The following is a 16149-nucleotide window of genomic DNA, read 5'->3' on the forward strand; positions in this document are numbered from 1 at the left end:
ACCGCCCGCTAGCTGCTGAACGGATCCAACCCGGTCGCCTTCACCGCAACAGCCCAGAGCTTCTCGGCCGCAGCAGGGTCAACCGCCCACTGCTTGGCGCCGCCGGTCGTCATGTCGGCGTGGTCATCCGCAACGATGCCCTTGATGGAGCAGTCTTCGCAGTACGCGCCGCCACGCTCAGTGAGCTCGGTGGCCGTTGCCGCCCAAAGTCCGGTCGATGCACCCTCGGCCGGTGTCTTGAACAGCGGGTTGGGGTTGCCGTCCTCGTCGATCCACTGGCGTGCGAGCAACTCTTCGCGGGGCATGTTGCGCTGCAGGTCGGTCATGATGCCACCGGGGTGCACCGAGTACGCGTGGATGCCGCGGCCGGCAAGGCGAGCATCCAGAGCAACAGCGAGCAGGGCATCCGCTGACTTCGACTGGCCGTAGGCAACCCAGGGCTCGTAGTCGGTGGAGTCAAAGTTGATGTCATCGAAGTTCACGGGTGAACGCCAGTGACCAACCGACGAGTACGACACGATTCGTGCGCCATCCTGAAGCAGGGGTTCGAGACCAGCGACGAGTGCGAAGTGTCCGAGGAGGTTGGTGCCGAACTGCAGGTCCCAGCCCTGCGGCGTGCGCAGCTCGGGTGTTGCCATAACCCCGGCGGCATTGATCATGAGGTCAACGGGAGTGCCAGCGTCGCGCATCCCGGCGGTGAACGCGGCGACAGAGTCGAGGTCGCTAAGATCCATCGCCTCAATCTGCACACCAGTGACACCGGCGAGCACTTCGGCTGCCTTGTCTGGACGACGAGCGGGAACAATCACGGTCATGCCCGCGTCGGCGAGCGCCTTCACGGTTTCGTAGCCGAGCCCCGAGTAGCCACCGGTGACGACAGCGGTCTTGCCGGCGAGGTCGAAACCGGCGATCACTTCGGATGCTGTGCTGCGGTAGCCGAACTTCGATTCGAGGGGTTGTTGGCGGGCTGTCATTTCTTCGGAGGAGATCATGCTTGTGACTCTAAGAGCTGGAGCGCACTCTAGGTCAAGCGCACCAGCACACTCCCAGAAAACAGCTCCCGCGCCCCGCGGGCGCCCGGGAGACAGCTCCGGGAAACAAGAAAGCCCGGGCCGACCGAAGTCGACCCGGGCTTGATCCCTGGTGCTAGTTCACGAGATAGCTATTAGCCCTTGGTGACCTGGTAGTACAGCGGGACTGAATCCCAGCCGAATTCAACGTTCTCGACAGTGTCAGCCGAGACGCCAGTGGCGTTGGAGTACCACAGCGGAATGCTGGGCAGGTCCTTCAACAGAACTTCCTGAGCGTCCTGGTAAAGCGCCGTTGCGTCATCAACCGTCTGAGCTGCAGCACCCTCCTTCAGGAGACCATCGAACTCAGAGCTGCTGTAGCCCTCATAGTTCGAGCCAGCGCCGGTCTGGTAGAGCGGTGCGAGGAAGTTGTACAGCGACGGGTAGTCGGCCTGCCATCCGGCGCGAGTTGCACCGGTGAGGGTTCCTGCAACACGGTCTTCGAGCGACGACTTGAAGTCGGGGTACGACTTGCCGACGGCATCAATGTCGAGAGTGTTCTTGATGCTGTTTGCAACCGCATCCACCCAACCCTGGTGGCCACCGTCTGCGTTGTAGGCAATGTCGAACGTGCTGTCGCCGAAGGGCGAGATAGCGTCGGCTTCAGCCCACAGCTTCTGCGCTTCTTCAGGGTTGTAGTCGAGAACTTCGGCGCCATCGAGATCGCTCGAGTATCCGTCAATCACGGGCGACGTGAAGTCGGTTGCCGGCGTGCGGGTGCCCTGGAAGATCACGTCAGTGATCTCGTCGCGGTCGATCGACATCGAGATAGCGGCACGACGCAGCTTTCCTTCTTCGCCACTGAAGTGATCGAGGTAGTAAGGAATGTTGAACGCCTGGAAGATGGCAGCCGGCTGGTTGATGGCGCGGTCGCCGAACTCATCCTCGAAAATGCCGAAGGCACTGTCGGGAACAGCATCGAGAACGTCAAGGTTTCCACCGAGAACGTCTGCGTAGGCAGCGTCCTGTGACGTGTAGAACTTGAAGGTGACACCACCGTTGGCGGGCGTGCGCACACCGTCGTAGTCAGGGTTCGTGACGAGCGAGATCTGCACATCGTGCTCCCACGCGTCGTCGCCATCCATCATGTACGGACCGTTACCGATGGGGTTCTCGCCGAAAGCTTCCATGTCGTCGAAAGCAATCGAGGGCAACGGCATGAATGCCGTGTAGCCCAAGCGCAACGGCCAGTCAGCCTCAGGGGCAACAAGAGTGACATCGAATGTCAGGTCATCGACAACGCTGAGTCCAGTCAGCTCTGAGTCCGCTTCGTAGCTGAAGCCCTCGATGTCATCGAAGAAGTACGACGAAGCCTGTGCATTGCTGAACGTCGCGCCATAGGTCCAGGCGTCAACGAACGAACTTGCGGTTACTGCCTCACCATTGGTGAAGGTCCAGCCGTCGTTGAGAGTGACGGTCCAGTGCTGACCGTCTTCCGACTCAATCGACTCAGCAACGTCATTGCGGATGCTTCCGTCTGCCTCGTACGAAACCAGACCCGCGTAAATGGACGTCAGAATTTTTCCGCCACCGGTCTCGGTAGTGCCGACGGTGACGAGCGGGCCGAGCGGCTCGCTTCCATTGGTGGTGATGACTTGGTTGACGTCGCCTGAATCTCCACCATCGCTGCTAGCGCAGCCGGCGAGAGTGAGCGAGACCGCCGAGGCGAGCGCCACAGCGCCCAACCCGAAACGTGATGTCTTCATGCTTCCTCCTGTGCAGTGAGCGCCTACGGTGCCAGCAGTGAGTGGCTCCGGGCGTTGGATTTACTTTAGGGCTACGAAACTGCGACCTAACGTAAAGTGTCATAATGTTATCTCGTTGTTAGGTTGTATTCGCTAGTCGCCTTACAAACAATTTACAAAACCGACACATGACCTATCATTACGCTTGTGGGAATGCCGTAAGGTTTCGCCATGACGGCATCCAGCCCCACCGAGCAGAGAAAGAAGTAGAGACGATGACGAGCGCGCCAATCCTCATGTTTTCGAGCACGATGTCCGCAGACATGCGACACGTAATCACCCACGAGGTGCACGACCCCTTCCTCTACATCGAAGTTGATGGCAAGCGCTACACCGCGATCAAGTCGCTTGAAGCGGCCCGGATGCGCGACGTCGATAACATGACCGTCTTCCCTCTCGAAGAGCTTGGTTTCGATGACTTCCGCGCCGCCGGACAGGGCCCCGACCTCGCCGAACTCAACTGCTTGGTTGAGGCATGCGTCCGCACCGGAGTGAAGAGCGCCAGCGTTCCCTCCACCTTCCCGCTCGGCGTTGCCGACCATCTCCGTGCTGCTGGCATCGAACTGAACGTCGACAACCACCTCTTCGAGATGCGCCGCCGCGTGAAGTCCCCCGCTGAGCTCGCCGGAATGCGCCGCGCTCAGATCGCTGCCGAAGCGGGCGTTGCCCACGTCGCCACCCAGATGGAAGCCGCAACGGTCGATACCGATGGCGGACTACTCATCGACGGCAAGCCCCTCACCTGTGAAGACCTGAAGACGGGCATCCGCGCCGCCTTCTTGCGCAACGGTTGCGAAGACGCCGGCCTCATCGTGGCCCACGGCGAGCAGACCTGCATCGGCCATCACGCTGGCTCCGGCCAGATTTTTGAGAAAGAGCCCGTCACGGTCGACATCTGCCCCCGCGACACCGAGTCCGGTGGAAACTCCGACATGACCCGCACCTTCGTCAAGGGCGAGATCAACGAAGAGCTCGCAACGTACTGGCGCATCGTGAAGGAATCCTTCGACAACACGCTCGCGGCTATCCGCCCCGGTCTCCCCGTTGCCGAACTGCACCGCATTTCGTGCGAGCCGATCAGCAACGCTGGTTACCCTACGCAGCTCACCAAGAAGCCGGGCGAGGTTCTCAACGAGGGCTACTTCCACAGCCTCGGCCACGGAATCGGCCTCGAAGTTCACGAAGCTCCCGGTCTCGGCCAGAACGACGCCGTGCTGGTTGCCGGTGACGTGATCGCGATCGAGCCCGGCTGCTACCGCCAGGGCTTCGGCGGCGTGCGCCTCGAAGACATCGTTCTCGTCACCGAAGACGGCGCCGAGCGCATTACGGACTACCCGTACGAGCTCACCCCCGTCGCAATTTCCCGAGGAGTCTAAGCGTGCGCGACCCCCGCATTGATGCCGAGCGCGAGCAGAGCATCCGCGAATGGCAGGAATTCTGTCGCTTCCCCTCTGTGGCGAGCGATCGTGTGGCAATCGAAGCTGCCGCTGACTGGCTGGAGCAGAAGCTTCGCCGGCTCAGCGAGCGCGTCGAACGCATCGAGATTCCCGCTTACGGGCCGGTCGTCGTCGCCTACTTCCCCGGAGCAAGCGACAAAACGCTCATGCTCTACAACCACTACGACGTGCAGCCCGTTGGCGACCTCGAGCAGTGGATCTCTGGCCCCTTCGACTCAGAAATTCGCGACGGCGCCATGTGGGCCCGCGGTGCCTGCGACGATAAGGCCGATGTCACGAGCCGCCTGCGCGCGCTCGAACTGTTCATCGAGGATCACCCGGACGGCTTGCCGTACAGCATGATCTACCTCGCCGACCCGTGTGAAGAGATCGGTAGCCCCGGCCTCGAAACCGTCTTGGCCGAGAACGCTGAACGCCTCAGCTCCGACGCGGTGCTGTGGGAGAGCTACCTTCGTGAAGACGATGGTCGCCCCGCCGTCGGCTTCGGATGCCGTGGCGGCATGGAGATCAGCCTGAGTCTGAACATCTTGGCTTCCAATCAGCACCCCTCGTATTCGCAGATTCTGCGTTCCGCACCGCTCGAGTTGATGCGGGCGATCACGTCTCTCGTCACGGAGGACGGCCTCATCGCCGTTCCCGGTTTCACAGATTCAGCTCTGCGCCCGGATGCCGCGGCGAAGGCTCGCACGCAGCAGCTCTCGCTTCCCGGCGACGCCATCAGCCTGCCGGGCGTCAATCCTTTGAAGGATCTGCCCGAGGCCGAACTGAAGGAACGCTTCATCTTCACCCCGTCGATGAGTCTCTCGGGCTTTGACATCGACCCCAGCGTTAGCCACAGCGTTCCGGCGAAGGGCACCGCAAAGGTCCGCTTCGGGCTCGTGCCCGGCATGGACCCGCACGCCTGCTTCGAGACCGTGAAGGCGTTCCTCGCTGACACCGCTCCCGACATTCAGGTCGACCTCATCCGCACCATGCAGCCTGCGTTCTCCCCGGTAGACACTCCGTTCGCGGTCTCGGTGCTGGAAGCTGCAACAAAAGCTTTCGAAGCAGAACCGGTCATCTACGATGTGATGACTGGTTCCGGACCGGGAGCATTCTTCCTTGAACATCTCGGGGCTCCCTTGATCTCACCCACCGGAACTTTGCGACCGGAGGGCAACATGCACGGCTACAACGAACACGGCTACCTCGAGGATTACCTCACCCACATCCAGTTCACTCTCGACCTGCTGAACAACCTTGAGGCCAACGGGTTCGCGAACAATGACTGACGCCGCAGCAGCAGCGCGGTCGACGAAAGATGCCATCGCGTCGTCGACGACGATCATGGATCTTTTACAACCGACGACGCCACCGGTTGACCTCGACACCGTCGACCTCCAGCTCATCCGCCACTTGCACGAAGACTCCAGCATTTCGCTTCGCAGCCTCGGCGCGCTGGTCGGCATGTCGGCGCCCAGCGTCGGAGAGCGCGTCGCGCGCCTCGAACGCACCGGTGTCATCCGACGCCGCAGCATCGAGATGGACTGGTCAGCCATGGGCCGCCCCATGTTGGTCGTCATCCCGATCAAGATCACCTCAGATGCCCGCATGCCCAGTGTCATCGAAGCGCTTCGGGCGATTCCCTCGCTCACCGAAGTGCTGATTTTGAGTGGAACCTACGACATGATGGCGCGGTTCCGCCTGAAAGATCATGCCGAGCTGCAGTCTCTGCTTCTCGAAAAGCTCGGAGCCGTGCCCGGGTTGCAGCGCGTGGAAGCGATGATCAGCCTTGGCCGCATCGAAGACACGTCGCCACTCAGCCACATCCTCGACATCGACGAATAACCGCTCCAACAGAAAGTAGCTCCGTGCGCATTGATGATTCGTGGCGAGACCTCGCCGCTCCCGATTTTTCCCTCTATGCAGGGCTCGATCCCGAGACTCGGATCATGATGATGGGCGCGGATCCGTTCGCGCCAGACAAGTGCCTGCCGGATCACGTCATCGATGCCACCAAGCAAGCCCTCGATGATGGCAAAACGCACTACTCGCTCGACAACGGGTACGCCGAGCCTCGTCTGAAGACCGCGCTCGTCAATAAGCTGTGGGACTTCAACGGGATGGAGATCGACCCCGAAACGGAGTTGATGGTCGGCCCAAGCTCGGCCTTCACCCTCTTCCTCTCGATTCGCATCTGCATCCGCCCCGGTCAGGGCGATGAGGTTCTTGTCACAAGCCCCGGCTTCGCAGAGAACATCAACGACATCCACCAGATGGGTGCGGTGTGTGTGCAAGTTCCGACCTACGAAGAAGATGGCTTCGCCCTGCGGATGGATGAATTCCGCTCGCGCATCACGGAACGCACTCGCGCCATCGTGATCACCAATCCCAACAACCCGACCGGCACTGTCTACACCCGCGAGAACCTCATGGAACTTGCTGCGCTGGCCGAGGAGTTCGACCTCGGCGTGATCGTCGACCAGGACTTCGAACGTCAGGTGTACGACGGAGCAGAGTACGTGAACTTCGCGACTCTGCCCGGAATGCGCGAACGCACCCTCACCGTCTTTGGCACCTCGAAAGACCTCGGGCTCACCGGCTTCCGTGTGGGTTACCTCGTTGCTCCGGCCGAGATCATGCCGCTACTCAAGATCGCCACCTTCAACTACGTGGGCCCCACCAATACGTTCGCGCAGTACGGCGTTGCCGCCGCCTACGAGAACCCGGCCTACACCGATGAATGGTTCACCATTTATGACCAGCGCCGCCACGCCATCCACGATGCACTCCAGGGCATTCCGGGTGTTGGCGCGGCGTTACCGGCCGGTGGTTTCTACCACTGGGTCAACACCTCCGAGCTCGGCACCTCTCTTGAGGTCGTCAAACACCTCGTGAGCACCCAGCAGCTCGGCGTCTCGCCCGGTAACTGGTTCGGCGAGGTTGGCGAAGGCTACATTCGCGTCATGTACGGCTCGAACGGCCGCGGCGAAATCTTCCGGGAAGGTGTCGCGCGCTTGGCCGCTGGCCTGCGCGAACTCGCGGAACTCAAAGGCGTGAGCGCGGCCGCTTAGGCGCGCGTCACCCTGTGCGGCTCGGGGTCGCCCTGCTCTTAGAGGGGCACCCCGGAGTTCGCGATGATCTCATCAAGGCGCTCAATTGTCTTTGCGCAGAACCAATACCCGCCGGCAAAGAGGTACTCAGAAACAACGTCGTCACTTGGCGATAGCTGGCTGTACAGATCGCCGCCGAGGTACCCGGTAATCGAGTAGCCCTGATCGAGAAGCGCTTCTTGCTGAACCGCTGCCTGAGCGGGAGTAATAGGTGAGTAACCGAAGACCTCCCCCACCGCGTAGCCATCCGAGGTGAGGCACAACAGCCCCCCGTTATCGACGAACAGTGCGTTTTCCGCCGACGGGCCGTAAAGCCCAGCTTCGCTTCGAATTTTGTCGACGTAGCTCGTGGTGTCTTCTGGGTTTAGCAGCGGGAAGCTGCTGCCCGCCATCGAAGCAAGCGTCGCGTCATCGAGCAGTTCGGTGCACTCGCTCGCGAGCACGACGGGAGTCTCCGACGGTGTGGGATCCGCAGTGGGAGCTTCGGTAGCCGTTGCCACCGGGCTTTCCGTCGGCTCACTCGACCCCGAAGGGCCACACCCCGCCAACGCGATGGCAAGCAGCGAGGAAACGACAAGGGCTGGAACAACGCGGCTGGTGTTCATGGCTACGAGGCTAAACCCCGTGTACTGACCTGTCTAGGAGTGGGCGTGTCGCTCGTGGAATATCAGCTCCATCAGCAAGGTTGTAGGCATCATGACCGAACTGCTCGCACCCGACACCGCTATGGGCGCGGTGACGCTCAGCGTCGCGAACCTCGACGCCCTCACGGCGTACTACCGGGACGCCGTAGCCCTCACAGTGCTGAGCGAGTCTTCTGACACGGTCGTTCTCGGTCGCGGCACCACGCCCGTCGTGATCCTCAAGCATTCACCCGCGCTCACGCATGCGAGCCCCCGCGACGCCGGACTGTTCCACACGGCCATCCTGTTCGACACCGAAGAAGCCTTGGCGGCATCCGTGTACTCGGTTGCCACTCGCTACCCGAAGACGTTCACCGGCAGCGCCGATCACCTCGTGAGCAAAGCGTTCTATTTCACCGACCCGGAGGGCAACGGCGTCGAATTGTACTGGGATCGCGACCGCACCCAGTGGAGCTGGACCCACGGCGCCGTCGAAATGGCGACCCTGTTTCTCGACCCCAACGGCTTCTTGCAAGAGAACCTCACCGAGGCTGCCATCGAGCAGCCCGTGATCGGTGGCGCCCGCGTCGGCCACGTGCACCTGCAGGTGGGTGACGTGAAGACTGCCCGCGAGTTCTACGTCAACCAACTCGGCTTCGAAGCAACCACCGAAATCCCCGGCAGCGCCGTGTTCGTCAGCGCTGGCGGCTACCACCACCACATGGCCATGAACACGTGGAACTCGAGCGGTGCTGGTCCGCGGCTGCCCGCACTCGGGCTCGCTCAAGTCGACATTGCGGTGCCGAGTGCCGACGACCTCGGAGCGCTTGGCGAACGGATGACGCACCACGGCATCCAGTTACGCCACGATGGTCAGACCCTCAGTTTCGATGACCCGTGGGCCAACACTATTCGTGTGAGCACCGCCGCAAACTAGGGCAACGGCCGGCGCGAAAAATAGTGCTTGCCAAGGCGACATTCGAGGCGCACACTGTCTCCCATGGACGCCGATCCTGTAGCAACGAATCCGGAACACTACTCAGTGGTGTTCGAGAATGACCGCGTACGAGTGCTTGAGTACATCGATGCGGCCGGCGATACCACGACACCGCACGAGCATCCCGACAGTGTCATGATCACTCTCAGCGATTTTCGCCGCCGCTTACACGCTGGCGAGAACCATCGCGATGTTGAGTTGGCAACGGGCCTGGCCATGTGGTTGCCCGCCCAACGCCACTCCGGAGAGAACATTGGCGACAGCCCAACCCACGTGATGTTCGTGGAGCTCAAAGATCGAACCCCCGACGACCCAATGCCCGTGTGGTTGGGTCCAGCCCAACTCGCCCCCTAGCGCAGCCCACAAGCAGGAACGCGTACGCGCGAGTTACCCGCCGAGGCGTTCGTCGATCTCGCGGATGACCGGCCACGCGCCCTCTTCGGAGTTCGAGAGCACGACAACGTCGAGACCGTTCTCGAGGTAGTGGCGCACGATTCCGGAGGCGCCGGGGCTCACACCGTCGGCGAAGTAGCTGCGCACGGTGCCGTCTTCGTTCATGTCGAACTCAAGACCGAAGCCGTACCAGGTCTCTTCGTCGTACTGAACCTGCGGGGTGAGAAACTCTTCTGTGAACTCGGTGTCGAGGAGGTCGCCGTTGCGCACTGCCTGAATGAAGCGAATGAGGTCGGCGGCGGTGACGTGAGCTCCGCCATCGGGCAGACCAATGGGCGGGGCGCTGTAGATATTGGAAACCCAGCGGCCATCGATGTAGTCCCAGCCTTCGGCAACGCGCGGGGCGGCATCCCGACGGTCATAGAACCCCGAGTCGACCATGCCGGCCGGCGTGAAGACCTCGTCGAAAATGTACTGGCGGTAGTCGGTCTTCGTGACCTTCTCAAGCGCAAGGCCCGCCAGAACGTAACCCGCGTTGGTGTAGACGCACTCGACACCGGGCTCGGCCAGTGACTCCTTGTTCACAAAGGTGGGGAGCTGATCGGCGGGCTCAAGAATTGTGTAGGTCGGGAACTCTGCCCACAGATCGGCGTAGCTTTCGCCCTCTTCTTCATCCACGTCATCCGCAATGCCGCTCGTGTGGGTGAGCACGTGCAGCAGCGTGACGGCGGGGTCAATCTCGGTATCGGCGAGGTCAACATAGTGATGAATGGACGTCTCGAGGTCGAGGTCATTCTTCGACACCTGCTGCAGCGCCGCAACGCTCGTGAAGAGCTTGGTGATCGAGCTGGAATCGAAGCGCGTGTCTGCCGTGTTTGGCACATCCCAACGCTGGGTCGCTTTTCCCGCGACAGCTTCGTAAATAGTGGCGTTGCCCCGCTTGATCAGGACCGTGCCAGAGAAGTCATTGTGCTCAAGAAATGCGTCGAGTCCCGTGGTGTCCATAGTGCGAGCCTACCCACTGTCGCTCGTCAATTGGGCAGCGGATGCTGTGGGTGGGCTCGATGATTGCTGAGTAACGCTCCCAGCGAACAGACCCGCATTCGCGGAATGGATCAGCCCCACCCAGAGTTGCCGATTTACATGACTACTTCTCTCGTTGAACACCCCAGTTTCACCACCGGCACCTGGCAGATTGATGCCGCTCACTCGACGGTTTCTTTCACCGTCAAGCACCTCATGATCAGCAAGGTTCGCGGAACCTTCGATGGTTTCTCGGGCACGATCGTCACCTCCGAAACGCCCGCCGAGAACTCGGTGACGGCAGAGATCGACATGGCGACGATCAACACCAACCAGGCTGACCGCGACGGTCACCTGCGCACCAACGACTTCTTCAACGTTGAGACGTTCCCCACCGCCACCTTTAAGTCAACGAGCGTCGCGATTGACGGTGATGACCTCACCATCGAGGGCGACCTCACCCTCCGTGGCGTCACGAAGCCGGTCACGCTGAAGGGCGAGTTCGGCGGCATCGCGCAGAACCCCTACGGCCAGACCATTGCGGCAGCAAGCGCGAGCACTGTGATCAACCGCACCGACTTCGGTGTGAACTACAACGCAGCTCTCGAAACCGGCGGCGTTCTTCTCGGCGAAGACGTCACCCTCACCTTCGACCTTCAGGCTGCACTCCAGCAGTAACCGCGTCCTCGCGAATAACTAATGAGGCCTCTCTGCGCACTGCGCGGAGAGGCCTTTGTTATGACGCCGTTTCGGCGGCGTTGTTGAGCAACACTTTTTCGGCTGCAGCAACAGCGGCGCTGCGCCACACGACGAGGGCGGCCACCGCAACGATGAGCACCAGAATTCCGGCACCCCACGCGAGCCCGGCATAGCCAACGAGCGCGAGGATGGGGCCAGCGAACCCTCCACCGAGCGCCCCCGCGAGACTCATGATCGTGTCACTGCGGCCCTGAATGCGCAGCTTTGTTTTTCCGGTCGCGAGGTCGGCGACAAGGGCGGAACCGGCAACCGTCGACGCACTCCAGCCGAGCCCGAGCAGCACTAGGCCGACCGTGACGGCGACATTGCTGAGCTCCCCCAGTGCCACTACAACAACGGAGGCCGCAAACAACCCCTGCCCAATAAGAATCGTCGGGATGCGCCCGAAGTGGTCACTCGCCCAACCGAACACGGGCGAGAGCGCGTACATGCCGGCGATGTGCAGGCTGATCGTGAAGCCGATTATCGTGAGGCTCGCTCCGTGGTGGCTTAAGTGCACGGGCGTCATCGCCATGATCGAGACCATCACCGCATGGCTGATCGCGATGGCAGCGATAGCGAAGACGAGCGGGCCACGACCGCGAACGATTCCGGCATCCGCGGCAACGGCGGCATCCACCGGACGGTTGCGGGCAAGAGTGAGCGGATCGGGCCGCAGCTCAACAAGATAGAGAACCATCGCTGCAAGCTGGGCTGCAATCGCGAAAACGAACGAACCGGTGTTCGTAGGCAAGGAGAGCCACTGAGCGATCGCCTCGCCGGGGCCGATGAGGTTCGGGCCGGCAACAGCGCCGATCGTGGTCGACCACACCACAAGAGAGAGGTCGCGACCGCGGTGTTCGGGTGCCGCAACATCCGTCGCCGCAAAGCGCGCCTGCAGGCCTACCGCCGTGCCAACGCCGAGCATCGCGAATCCAAGAATGAGAAGCGGGAAGAACGCGAGACCCACTGCGATCACCGTGATGAGCGAACCACCGGCCGCGACTCCCGCGCCGAGCGCCAGCGCCGGTCGACGACCCCACCGAGCCGCGAGGCGAGCCAGCGGAATCGACACGAGTGCTGCGCCCAAAGTGCTGGATGTCGCTGCCGCGCCCGAGAGTGTTTCGCCGCCCAGATCAGCAGCCAGAATCGCCCCCACGGCAACAGTGGCCCCTAGACCAAGCCCGGCGAGCACTTGCCCAGCCACGAGCGTGCGGACTATTCGGGATTGCACTGCGCGGTCGATGTCCATGAATACAGTCTGGCGTACCCTCGGCTAGACTGGAGCCATCTTCCCGCGCGAAATCATGGAGTGATTCGGTGCCAATTATTGTCGTCGAGGTAATGCCTAAGGCTGAAATCCTCGATCCTCAGGGTAAGGCCGTAGCCGGCGCCCTCGTCCGTCTCGACAAAAGCGAGTTCAGTGCGGTGCGCATCGGTAAGCGTTTTGAGCTCACCGTTGAGGGGCCGATCACTGACGAACTGCTGGCTGAGGCCCGCGAGATCGCTAACGATCTTCTCGCCAACACCGTCATCGAAGATGTTATTTACGTCGGCGAGGCTCGCCCCGCCGACGACACTCAGGGCGCATAGTGCGCGTCGGAGTCATCACCTTTCCGGGTTCGCTCGATGACCGTGACGCTCAGCGCGCGGTCAAGCTGGGTGGCGGTGAGCCGGTAGCTCTGTGGCACGGTGACCACGACCTCAAGAACGTGGATGCCATCGTTCTGCCCGGTGGGTTCAGCTACGGCGACTACCTGCGTGCCGGTGCAATCGCAGCCCACTCGCCCATCATGAGCGAAGTCATCACGGCCGCTAACGCCGGAATGCCTGTTCTGGGCATCTGCAACGGTTTCCAGATCTTGGTGGAGTCGCACCTCCTCCCCGGCGGTCTCGTGCGCAACGATCACGGTGACTTTGTCTGCCGCGACCAGAAGCTGCGCGTCGAGAATGTCGACACGGCCTGGAGCAACGGCTTCAAAGAAGACGAAGAGATCATCATCCCGCTCAAGAACGGTGAGGGCGGCTACATTGCCGACCAGGCCACTCTTGATCGCCTTGAGGGTGAAGGCCAGGTTGTGTTCCGCTACCTCGAGGTCAACCCCAACGGGTCGGCGAATGACATTGCCGGCATCTCGAATGCCCGTGGCAACGTTGTTGGCCTGATGCCTCATCCCGAGCACGCGACGGAGCCTGGCTTTGGCCCAGACACTCGCGCGGCGATGCGTTCGGGCACCGACGGCCTCACGTTCTTCACGAGCGCGATCAGCTCGTTGATGGCCAACGCCTAATACTGAAAGCTCGGCCTCATGTTTGCGACCCCCAAGTCACTGTTCCGTGTTCTCGCCTTTGCTGAAGCGGTCACCTGGACGCTGCTCATCACCGGGCTCATCCTGCGCGCTACGGCGGGGCTGGATGTCGCGGTGTCGATCGGTGGGGCCATTCATGGTTTCGTCTTCCTCGCCTACGGTGCCACTGCCGTGTTGTTGACGGTGAACCAGCGTTGGAGCGTCGGCACCGCCGTTCTCACCATCGGTAGCGCCGTCATTCCTTACGCCACCATTCCGGTGGAGCTGTGGCTGGCACGCTCGGGTCGCTTGAAGGGCGACTGGCGCAAGGAAGCCTCCGATCATCCGCGGGATGCTGGTTGGATTGACCGCACGATGCGGTGGTTCTTGAACCACCCGTACATCTTGGTGGCCCTCATCGCTGGCGCCGTCATTCTGCTCTACGTCGTGCTGCTCATCGCAGGCCCTCCCGGCGGCAAAGAGTAGCTTCGCGCCACCCGCGTCATAGCGTCGCAATCATTGCCGCGCTGTGCGCGGCTACAGCAGGAAGAACCCGATCACTCCCGGATTTCTCGCGTGCACAATGACGAGGAACACCACCGCGTCAAATAGTAGGTGCACGCTCAACACGTAGACGAGCGACTTCGTGGTCGAGTAGATCCAGCCCTGCAGCAGCGCGAACGGGATCGTCAGCAGCGGACCCCACGACTGGTAGCCGAGTTCCCACAGGAACGCCACGAAGATCACCATCTGCAGCAGGTTTGCCTGCCAGACCGGAAAGTGCCGGCGAAAGAGCACGAACACGGTGAGGATGAAGAACAGCTCATCCCACGTGCCGACCGCGTTCACGCCAACGAACAGTCGACCGATCTCGTCGGGTGTCGTCACGATGGGCCAGTTGAGATACACACCACTCGTGATGAAGTAGAACGGCAGAATGAGCCAGCCGAGAAAGAGCACGAGAAACAGATAGCCCCACTGAACGCGGTTCCACGGCCATCCGCCCCGCCACGGAAAGCGGATGAGGCGATCCTTGAACACGAAGCGTGACAGTGCGTAGGGCACAGCAACCGCTGCGGCCAGCACAAACCCGAGCAAGAAGAAGTTGCCCCAGCTGATGTCGGCTTCGACCGACACTGTGGAGACGATGATCATGCCGACCGCGATCAGGAGCAAGTCTTTCGCGAGACCCTCGGTGTGCTTGTTGCGGTCGGTGAGCCAGGCGGCGGCGAGCGCCACCGCTACGACGAGGTAGCCCAGCAGCGGAAGCCGAAGCGAGAACATCAGCACCGCCGATCCACTCAGCAGCGCTGCGGGCACCAGCCCCCAACTGCGTGAACTGAGTGGCGGGGAGCTGACAGCATTGTCGAGGCCGGGCATCCTGAATGACTCCTAGTCGTTGATGACGCGCTTAGCGGTGGACGACTGAGCCTCATCGGCATCGGTCTCTTCTGGGCCAACGAGGTTCTCGGGAACGTTGTCTTGAACCGGAATCGCCCCTGTGAACTCTTGACGACGAGCGTCGGCCTCAGCGCTACCGCTGAAGAGGCCGCGGTTTTGCGAGGCTGGCGATGACTTGGTGCGCACCGCTGCCTCATTCTCGACCATGAGCACTCGCGTGCGAGGAAGCGCAGCCGGATTCTTGGCTTGCAACCACGTGACCATTTCTTCGCGAACGTGCGTGCGGAGATCCCAGAGCGCGCCGGAGTCGGCGGCGCTGATCAGCACGCGCACCCGAACGAAACCACCCTTGGCATCCACGACTTGGATGTTGGCCGTGCGGCCGTCCCACAGCTCGGTTCGCTCGACAACTTTGCTGAGGCGCTCACGCATTTGGTCGATGTTGACGCGCCAGTCGAGGTCGAAGTTGACCTCGCCGAGAAGTTCGGTGGCGTTGCGGGTCCAGTTCTGGAACGGCGTGGTCGTGAAGTAGGTGGAGGGCAGCACGAGGCGGCGCTGATCCCAAATGCTGACAACAATGTAGGTGAGGGTGATTTCTTCGATGCGGCCCCACTCACCGTCGGCGATCACGACGTCGTCCACGCGGATGGCGTCGCTGAAGGCAAGCTGCATTCCCGCGAACACATTGCCAAGAGCGGACTGCGCAGCAATACCGGCCACAACGCTGACGAGGCCGGCGGAGGCGAGAACGCTGGCACCGAGGGTTTCAGCACCGGGCAAAGTGAGAAGAATGGCACCGATAGTGACGATGACGATCACTGCGGCGAGCACACGACGGATCAGTTGCACTTGAGTGCGCACGCGACGCGCAGCTCTATTATCGGGCACATCGGTGGGGTACCGAGCGATGGTGCGGTTGAGCAGCACGTTGATGATGGCGATCAGCAACCAGCCGCTCGCCGCGATGACGGCGATAAGGAAGACCGTATTAACGATGTCGCGCAGATCGTCAACCGGGAGCGTGATCGAGATTGCTGCCCACACGGCGAGCAGCGCCATGAGCACTCTCAAGCGCTGACGCGATTGAGCGAGAGTCTTATAGACCCCGGGTCGCAGACGTGAGATTCCTCTCACGATGAGAGAGATCACTCCGATGCCAATGACGACGGCGACAAGCGCAATCACTACGGCCACAGCGAGCCCCAGCCACGATACCCATTCAAACAATCGAGTGATTTCCTTTCATTCGCGTTGTTCCACCCTAGGGGCACGCGCCACAACAAAGCCTGACGTGATTAACTAGGGCGACTCGAGAGGGATGT

17 protein-coding genes are annotated in these 16149 nt (G+C 61.6%); 10 read left to right on the forward strand and 7 right to left on the reverse strand.

Features of this window, described 5'->3' with window-relative positions; translation table 11 throughout:
- Positions 1–8 precede the first annotated feature (8 nt).
- A complete protein-coding gene (locus tag I6E52_RS07285; protein ID WP_197155841.1) occupies positions 9–992 on the reverse strand; it encodes an oxidoreductase in 984 nt (327 codons plus the stop codon).
- 173 nt (positions 993–1165) lie between these two features.
- Complete coding sequence (locus I6E52_RS07290; protein ID WP_197155843.1) at positions 1166–2776, reverse strand: ABC transporter substrate-binding protein; 1611 nt, start codon at positions 2774–2776, stop codon at positions 1166–1168.
- A gap of 254 nt (positions 2777–3030) precedes the next feature.
- Here I6E52_RS07290 and I6E52_RS07295 point away from each other — a divergent pair, with 254 nt between their 5' ends.
- From I6E52_RS07295 to I6E52_RS07310, 4 genes are read left to right on the forward strand one after another with little or no spacing between them, the layout of a single operon-like run.
- Positions 3031–4191, forward strand: coding sequence for a Xaa-Pro peptidase family protein (locus I6E52_RS07295; protein WP_197155845.1), 1161 nt, complete (start codon positions 3031–3033; stop codon positions 4189–4191).
- 2 nt (positions 4192–4193) lie between these two features.
- Positions 4194–5543, forward strand: a complete 1350-nt coding sequence (locus I6E52_RS07300; protein WP_197155847.1) for a M20/M25/M40 family metallo-hydrolase — start codon at positions 4194–4196, stop codon at positions 5541–5543.
- Positions 5536–6099, forward strand: a complete 564-nt coding sequence (locus I6E52_RS07305; protein WP_197155849.1) for an Lrp/AsnC family transcriptional regulator — start codon at positions 5536–5538, stop codon at positions 6097–6099. The genes I6E52_RS07300 and I6E52_RS07305 overlap by 8 nt, the downstream gene beginning before the upstream one ends.
- A 23-nt stretch (positions 6100–6122) precedes the next feature.
- The gene (locus tag I6E52_RS07310; protein ID WP_197155851.1) at positions 6123–7325 is read left to right on the forward strand and encodes a pyridoxal phosphate-dependent aminotransferase; all 1203 of its coding nucleotides are present in this window, start codon (positions 6123–6125) and stop codon (positions 7323–7325) included.
- Between the two features lie 38 nt (positions 7326–7363).
- Here I6E52_RS07310 and I6E52_RS07315 read toward each other — a convergent pair whose 3' ends face one another.
- On the reverse strand, positions 7364–7969 hold the full coding sequence (locus tag I6E52_RS07315; RefSeq protein ID WP_197155853.1) for a hypothetical protein: 606 nt from the start codon (positions 7967–7969) through the stop codon (positions 7364–7366).
- A gap of 91 nt (positions 7970–8060) precedes the next feature.
- Here I6E52_RS07315 and I6E52_RS07320 point away from each other — a divergent pair, with 91 nt between their 5' ends.
- Both I6E52_RS07320 and I6E52_RS07325 read left to right on the forward strand, forming a co-directional pair.
- The gene (locus I6E52_RS07320) at positions 8061–8924 is read left to right on the forward strand and encodes a VOC family protein (RefSeq protein WP_197155855.1); all 864 of its coding nucleotides are present in this window, start codon (positions 8061–8063) and stop codon (positions 8922–8924) included.
- A 63-nt stretch (positions 8925–8987) separates the two neighbouring features.
- Positions 8988–9338, forward strand: a complete 351-nt coding sequence (locus I6E52_RS07325) for a cytoplasmic protein (protein WP_197155857.1) — start codon at positions 8988–8990, stop codon at positions 9336–9338.
- 33 nt (positions 9339–9371) lie between these two features.
- Here the strand turns inward: I6E52_RS07325 and I6E52_RS07330 are convergent, their stop codons facing one another.
- Positions 9372–10382: a serine hydrolase gene (locus I6E52_RS07330; RefSeq protein ID WP_197155859.1), complete on the reverse strand. Its 1011-nt coding sequence runs from the start codon at positions 10380–10382 to the stop codon at positions 9372–9374.
- Positions 10383–10520: 138 nt separating this feature from the next.
- Here I6E52_RS07330 and I6E52_RS07335 point away from each other — a divergent pair, with 138 nt between their 5' ends.
- Entirely contained in the window at positions 10521–11078 is a 558-nt protein-coding gene (locus I6E52_RS07335; protein WP_197155861.1) for a YceI family protein, read from the forward strand.
- Positions 11079–11136: 58 nt separating this feature from the next.
- Here the strand turns inward: I6E52_RS07335 and I6E52_RS07340 are convergent, their stop codons facing one another.
- Positions 11137–12390 (reverse strand): MFS transporter, encoded by a 1254-nt coding sequence (locus I6E52_RS07340; protein WP_197155863.1) that lies wholly within the window; start codon positions 12388–12390, stop codon positions 11137–11139.
- 68 nt (positions 12391–12458) lie between these two features.
- Here I6E52_RS07340 and purS point away from each other — a divergent pair, with 68 nt between their 5' ends.
- The 3 genes from purS to I6E52_RS07355 are packed head-to-tail and all read left to right on the forward strand — an operon-like array spanning position 12459 to position 13912.
- Positions 12459–12731 carry a phosphoribosylformylglycinamidine synthase subunit PurS gene (purS, locus tag I6E52_RS07345; RefSeq protein ID WP_197155866.1) on the forward strand — a complete coding sequence of 91 codons (273 nt, stop codon included), beginning with the start codon at positions 12459–12461 and terminating at the stop codon, positions 12729–12731.
- On the forward strand, positions 12731–13429 hold the full coding sequence (purQ, locus tag I6E52_RS07350; RefSeq protein ID WP_197155868.1) for a phosphoribosylformylglycinamidine synthase subunit PurQ: 699 nt from the start codon (positions 12731–12733) through the stop codon (positions 13427–13429). Before purS ends, purQ begins: the two co-directional genes overlap by 1 nt.
- Before the next feature lie 18 nt (positions 13430–13447).
- The gene (locus I6E52_RS07355) at positions 13448–13912 is read left to right on the forward strand and encodes a DUF3817 domain-containing protein (RefSeq protein ID WP_197130063.1); all 465 of its coding nucleotides are present in this window, start codon (positions 13448–13450) and stop codon (positions 13910–13912) included.
- A gap of 51 nt (positions 13913–13963) precedes the next feature.
- Here the strand turns inward: I6E52_RS07355 and I6E52_RS07360 are convergent, their stop codons facing one another.
- Both I6E52_RS07360 and I6E52_RS07365 read right to left on the reverse strand, forming a co-directional pair.
- On the reverse strand, positions 13964–14806 hold the full coding sequence (locus tag I6E52_RS07360) for a type II CAAX prenyl endopeptidase Rce1 family protein (RefSeq protein ID WP_197155870.1): 843 nt from the start codon (positions 14804–14806) through the stop codon (positions 13964–13966).
- Between the two features lie 12 nt (positions 14807–14818).
- Positions 14819–16054, reverse strand: coding sequence for a mechanosensitive ion channel family protein (locus I6E52_RS07365; RefSeq protein WP_197155872.1), 1236 nt, complete (start codon positions 16052–16054; stop codon positions 14819–14821).
- Between the last annotated feature and the right edge of the window lie 95 nt (positions 16055–16149).

It is taken from the genome of Salinibacterium sp. NG253, assembly GCF_015864945.1.
Lineage (GTDB): Bacteria > Actinomycetota > Actinomycetes > Actinomycetales > Microbacteriaceae > Rhodoglobus.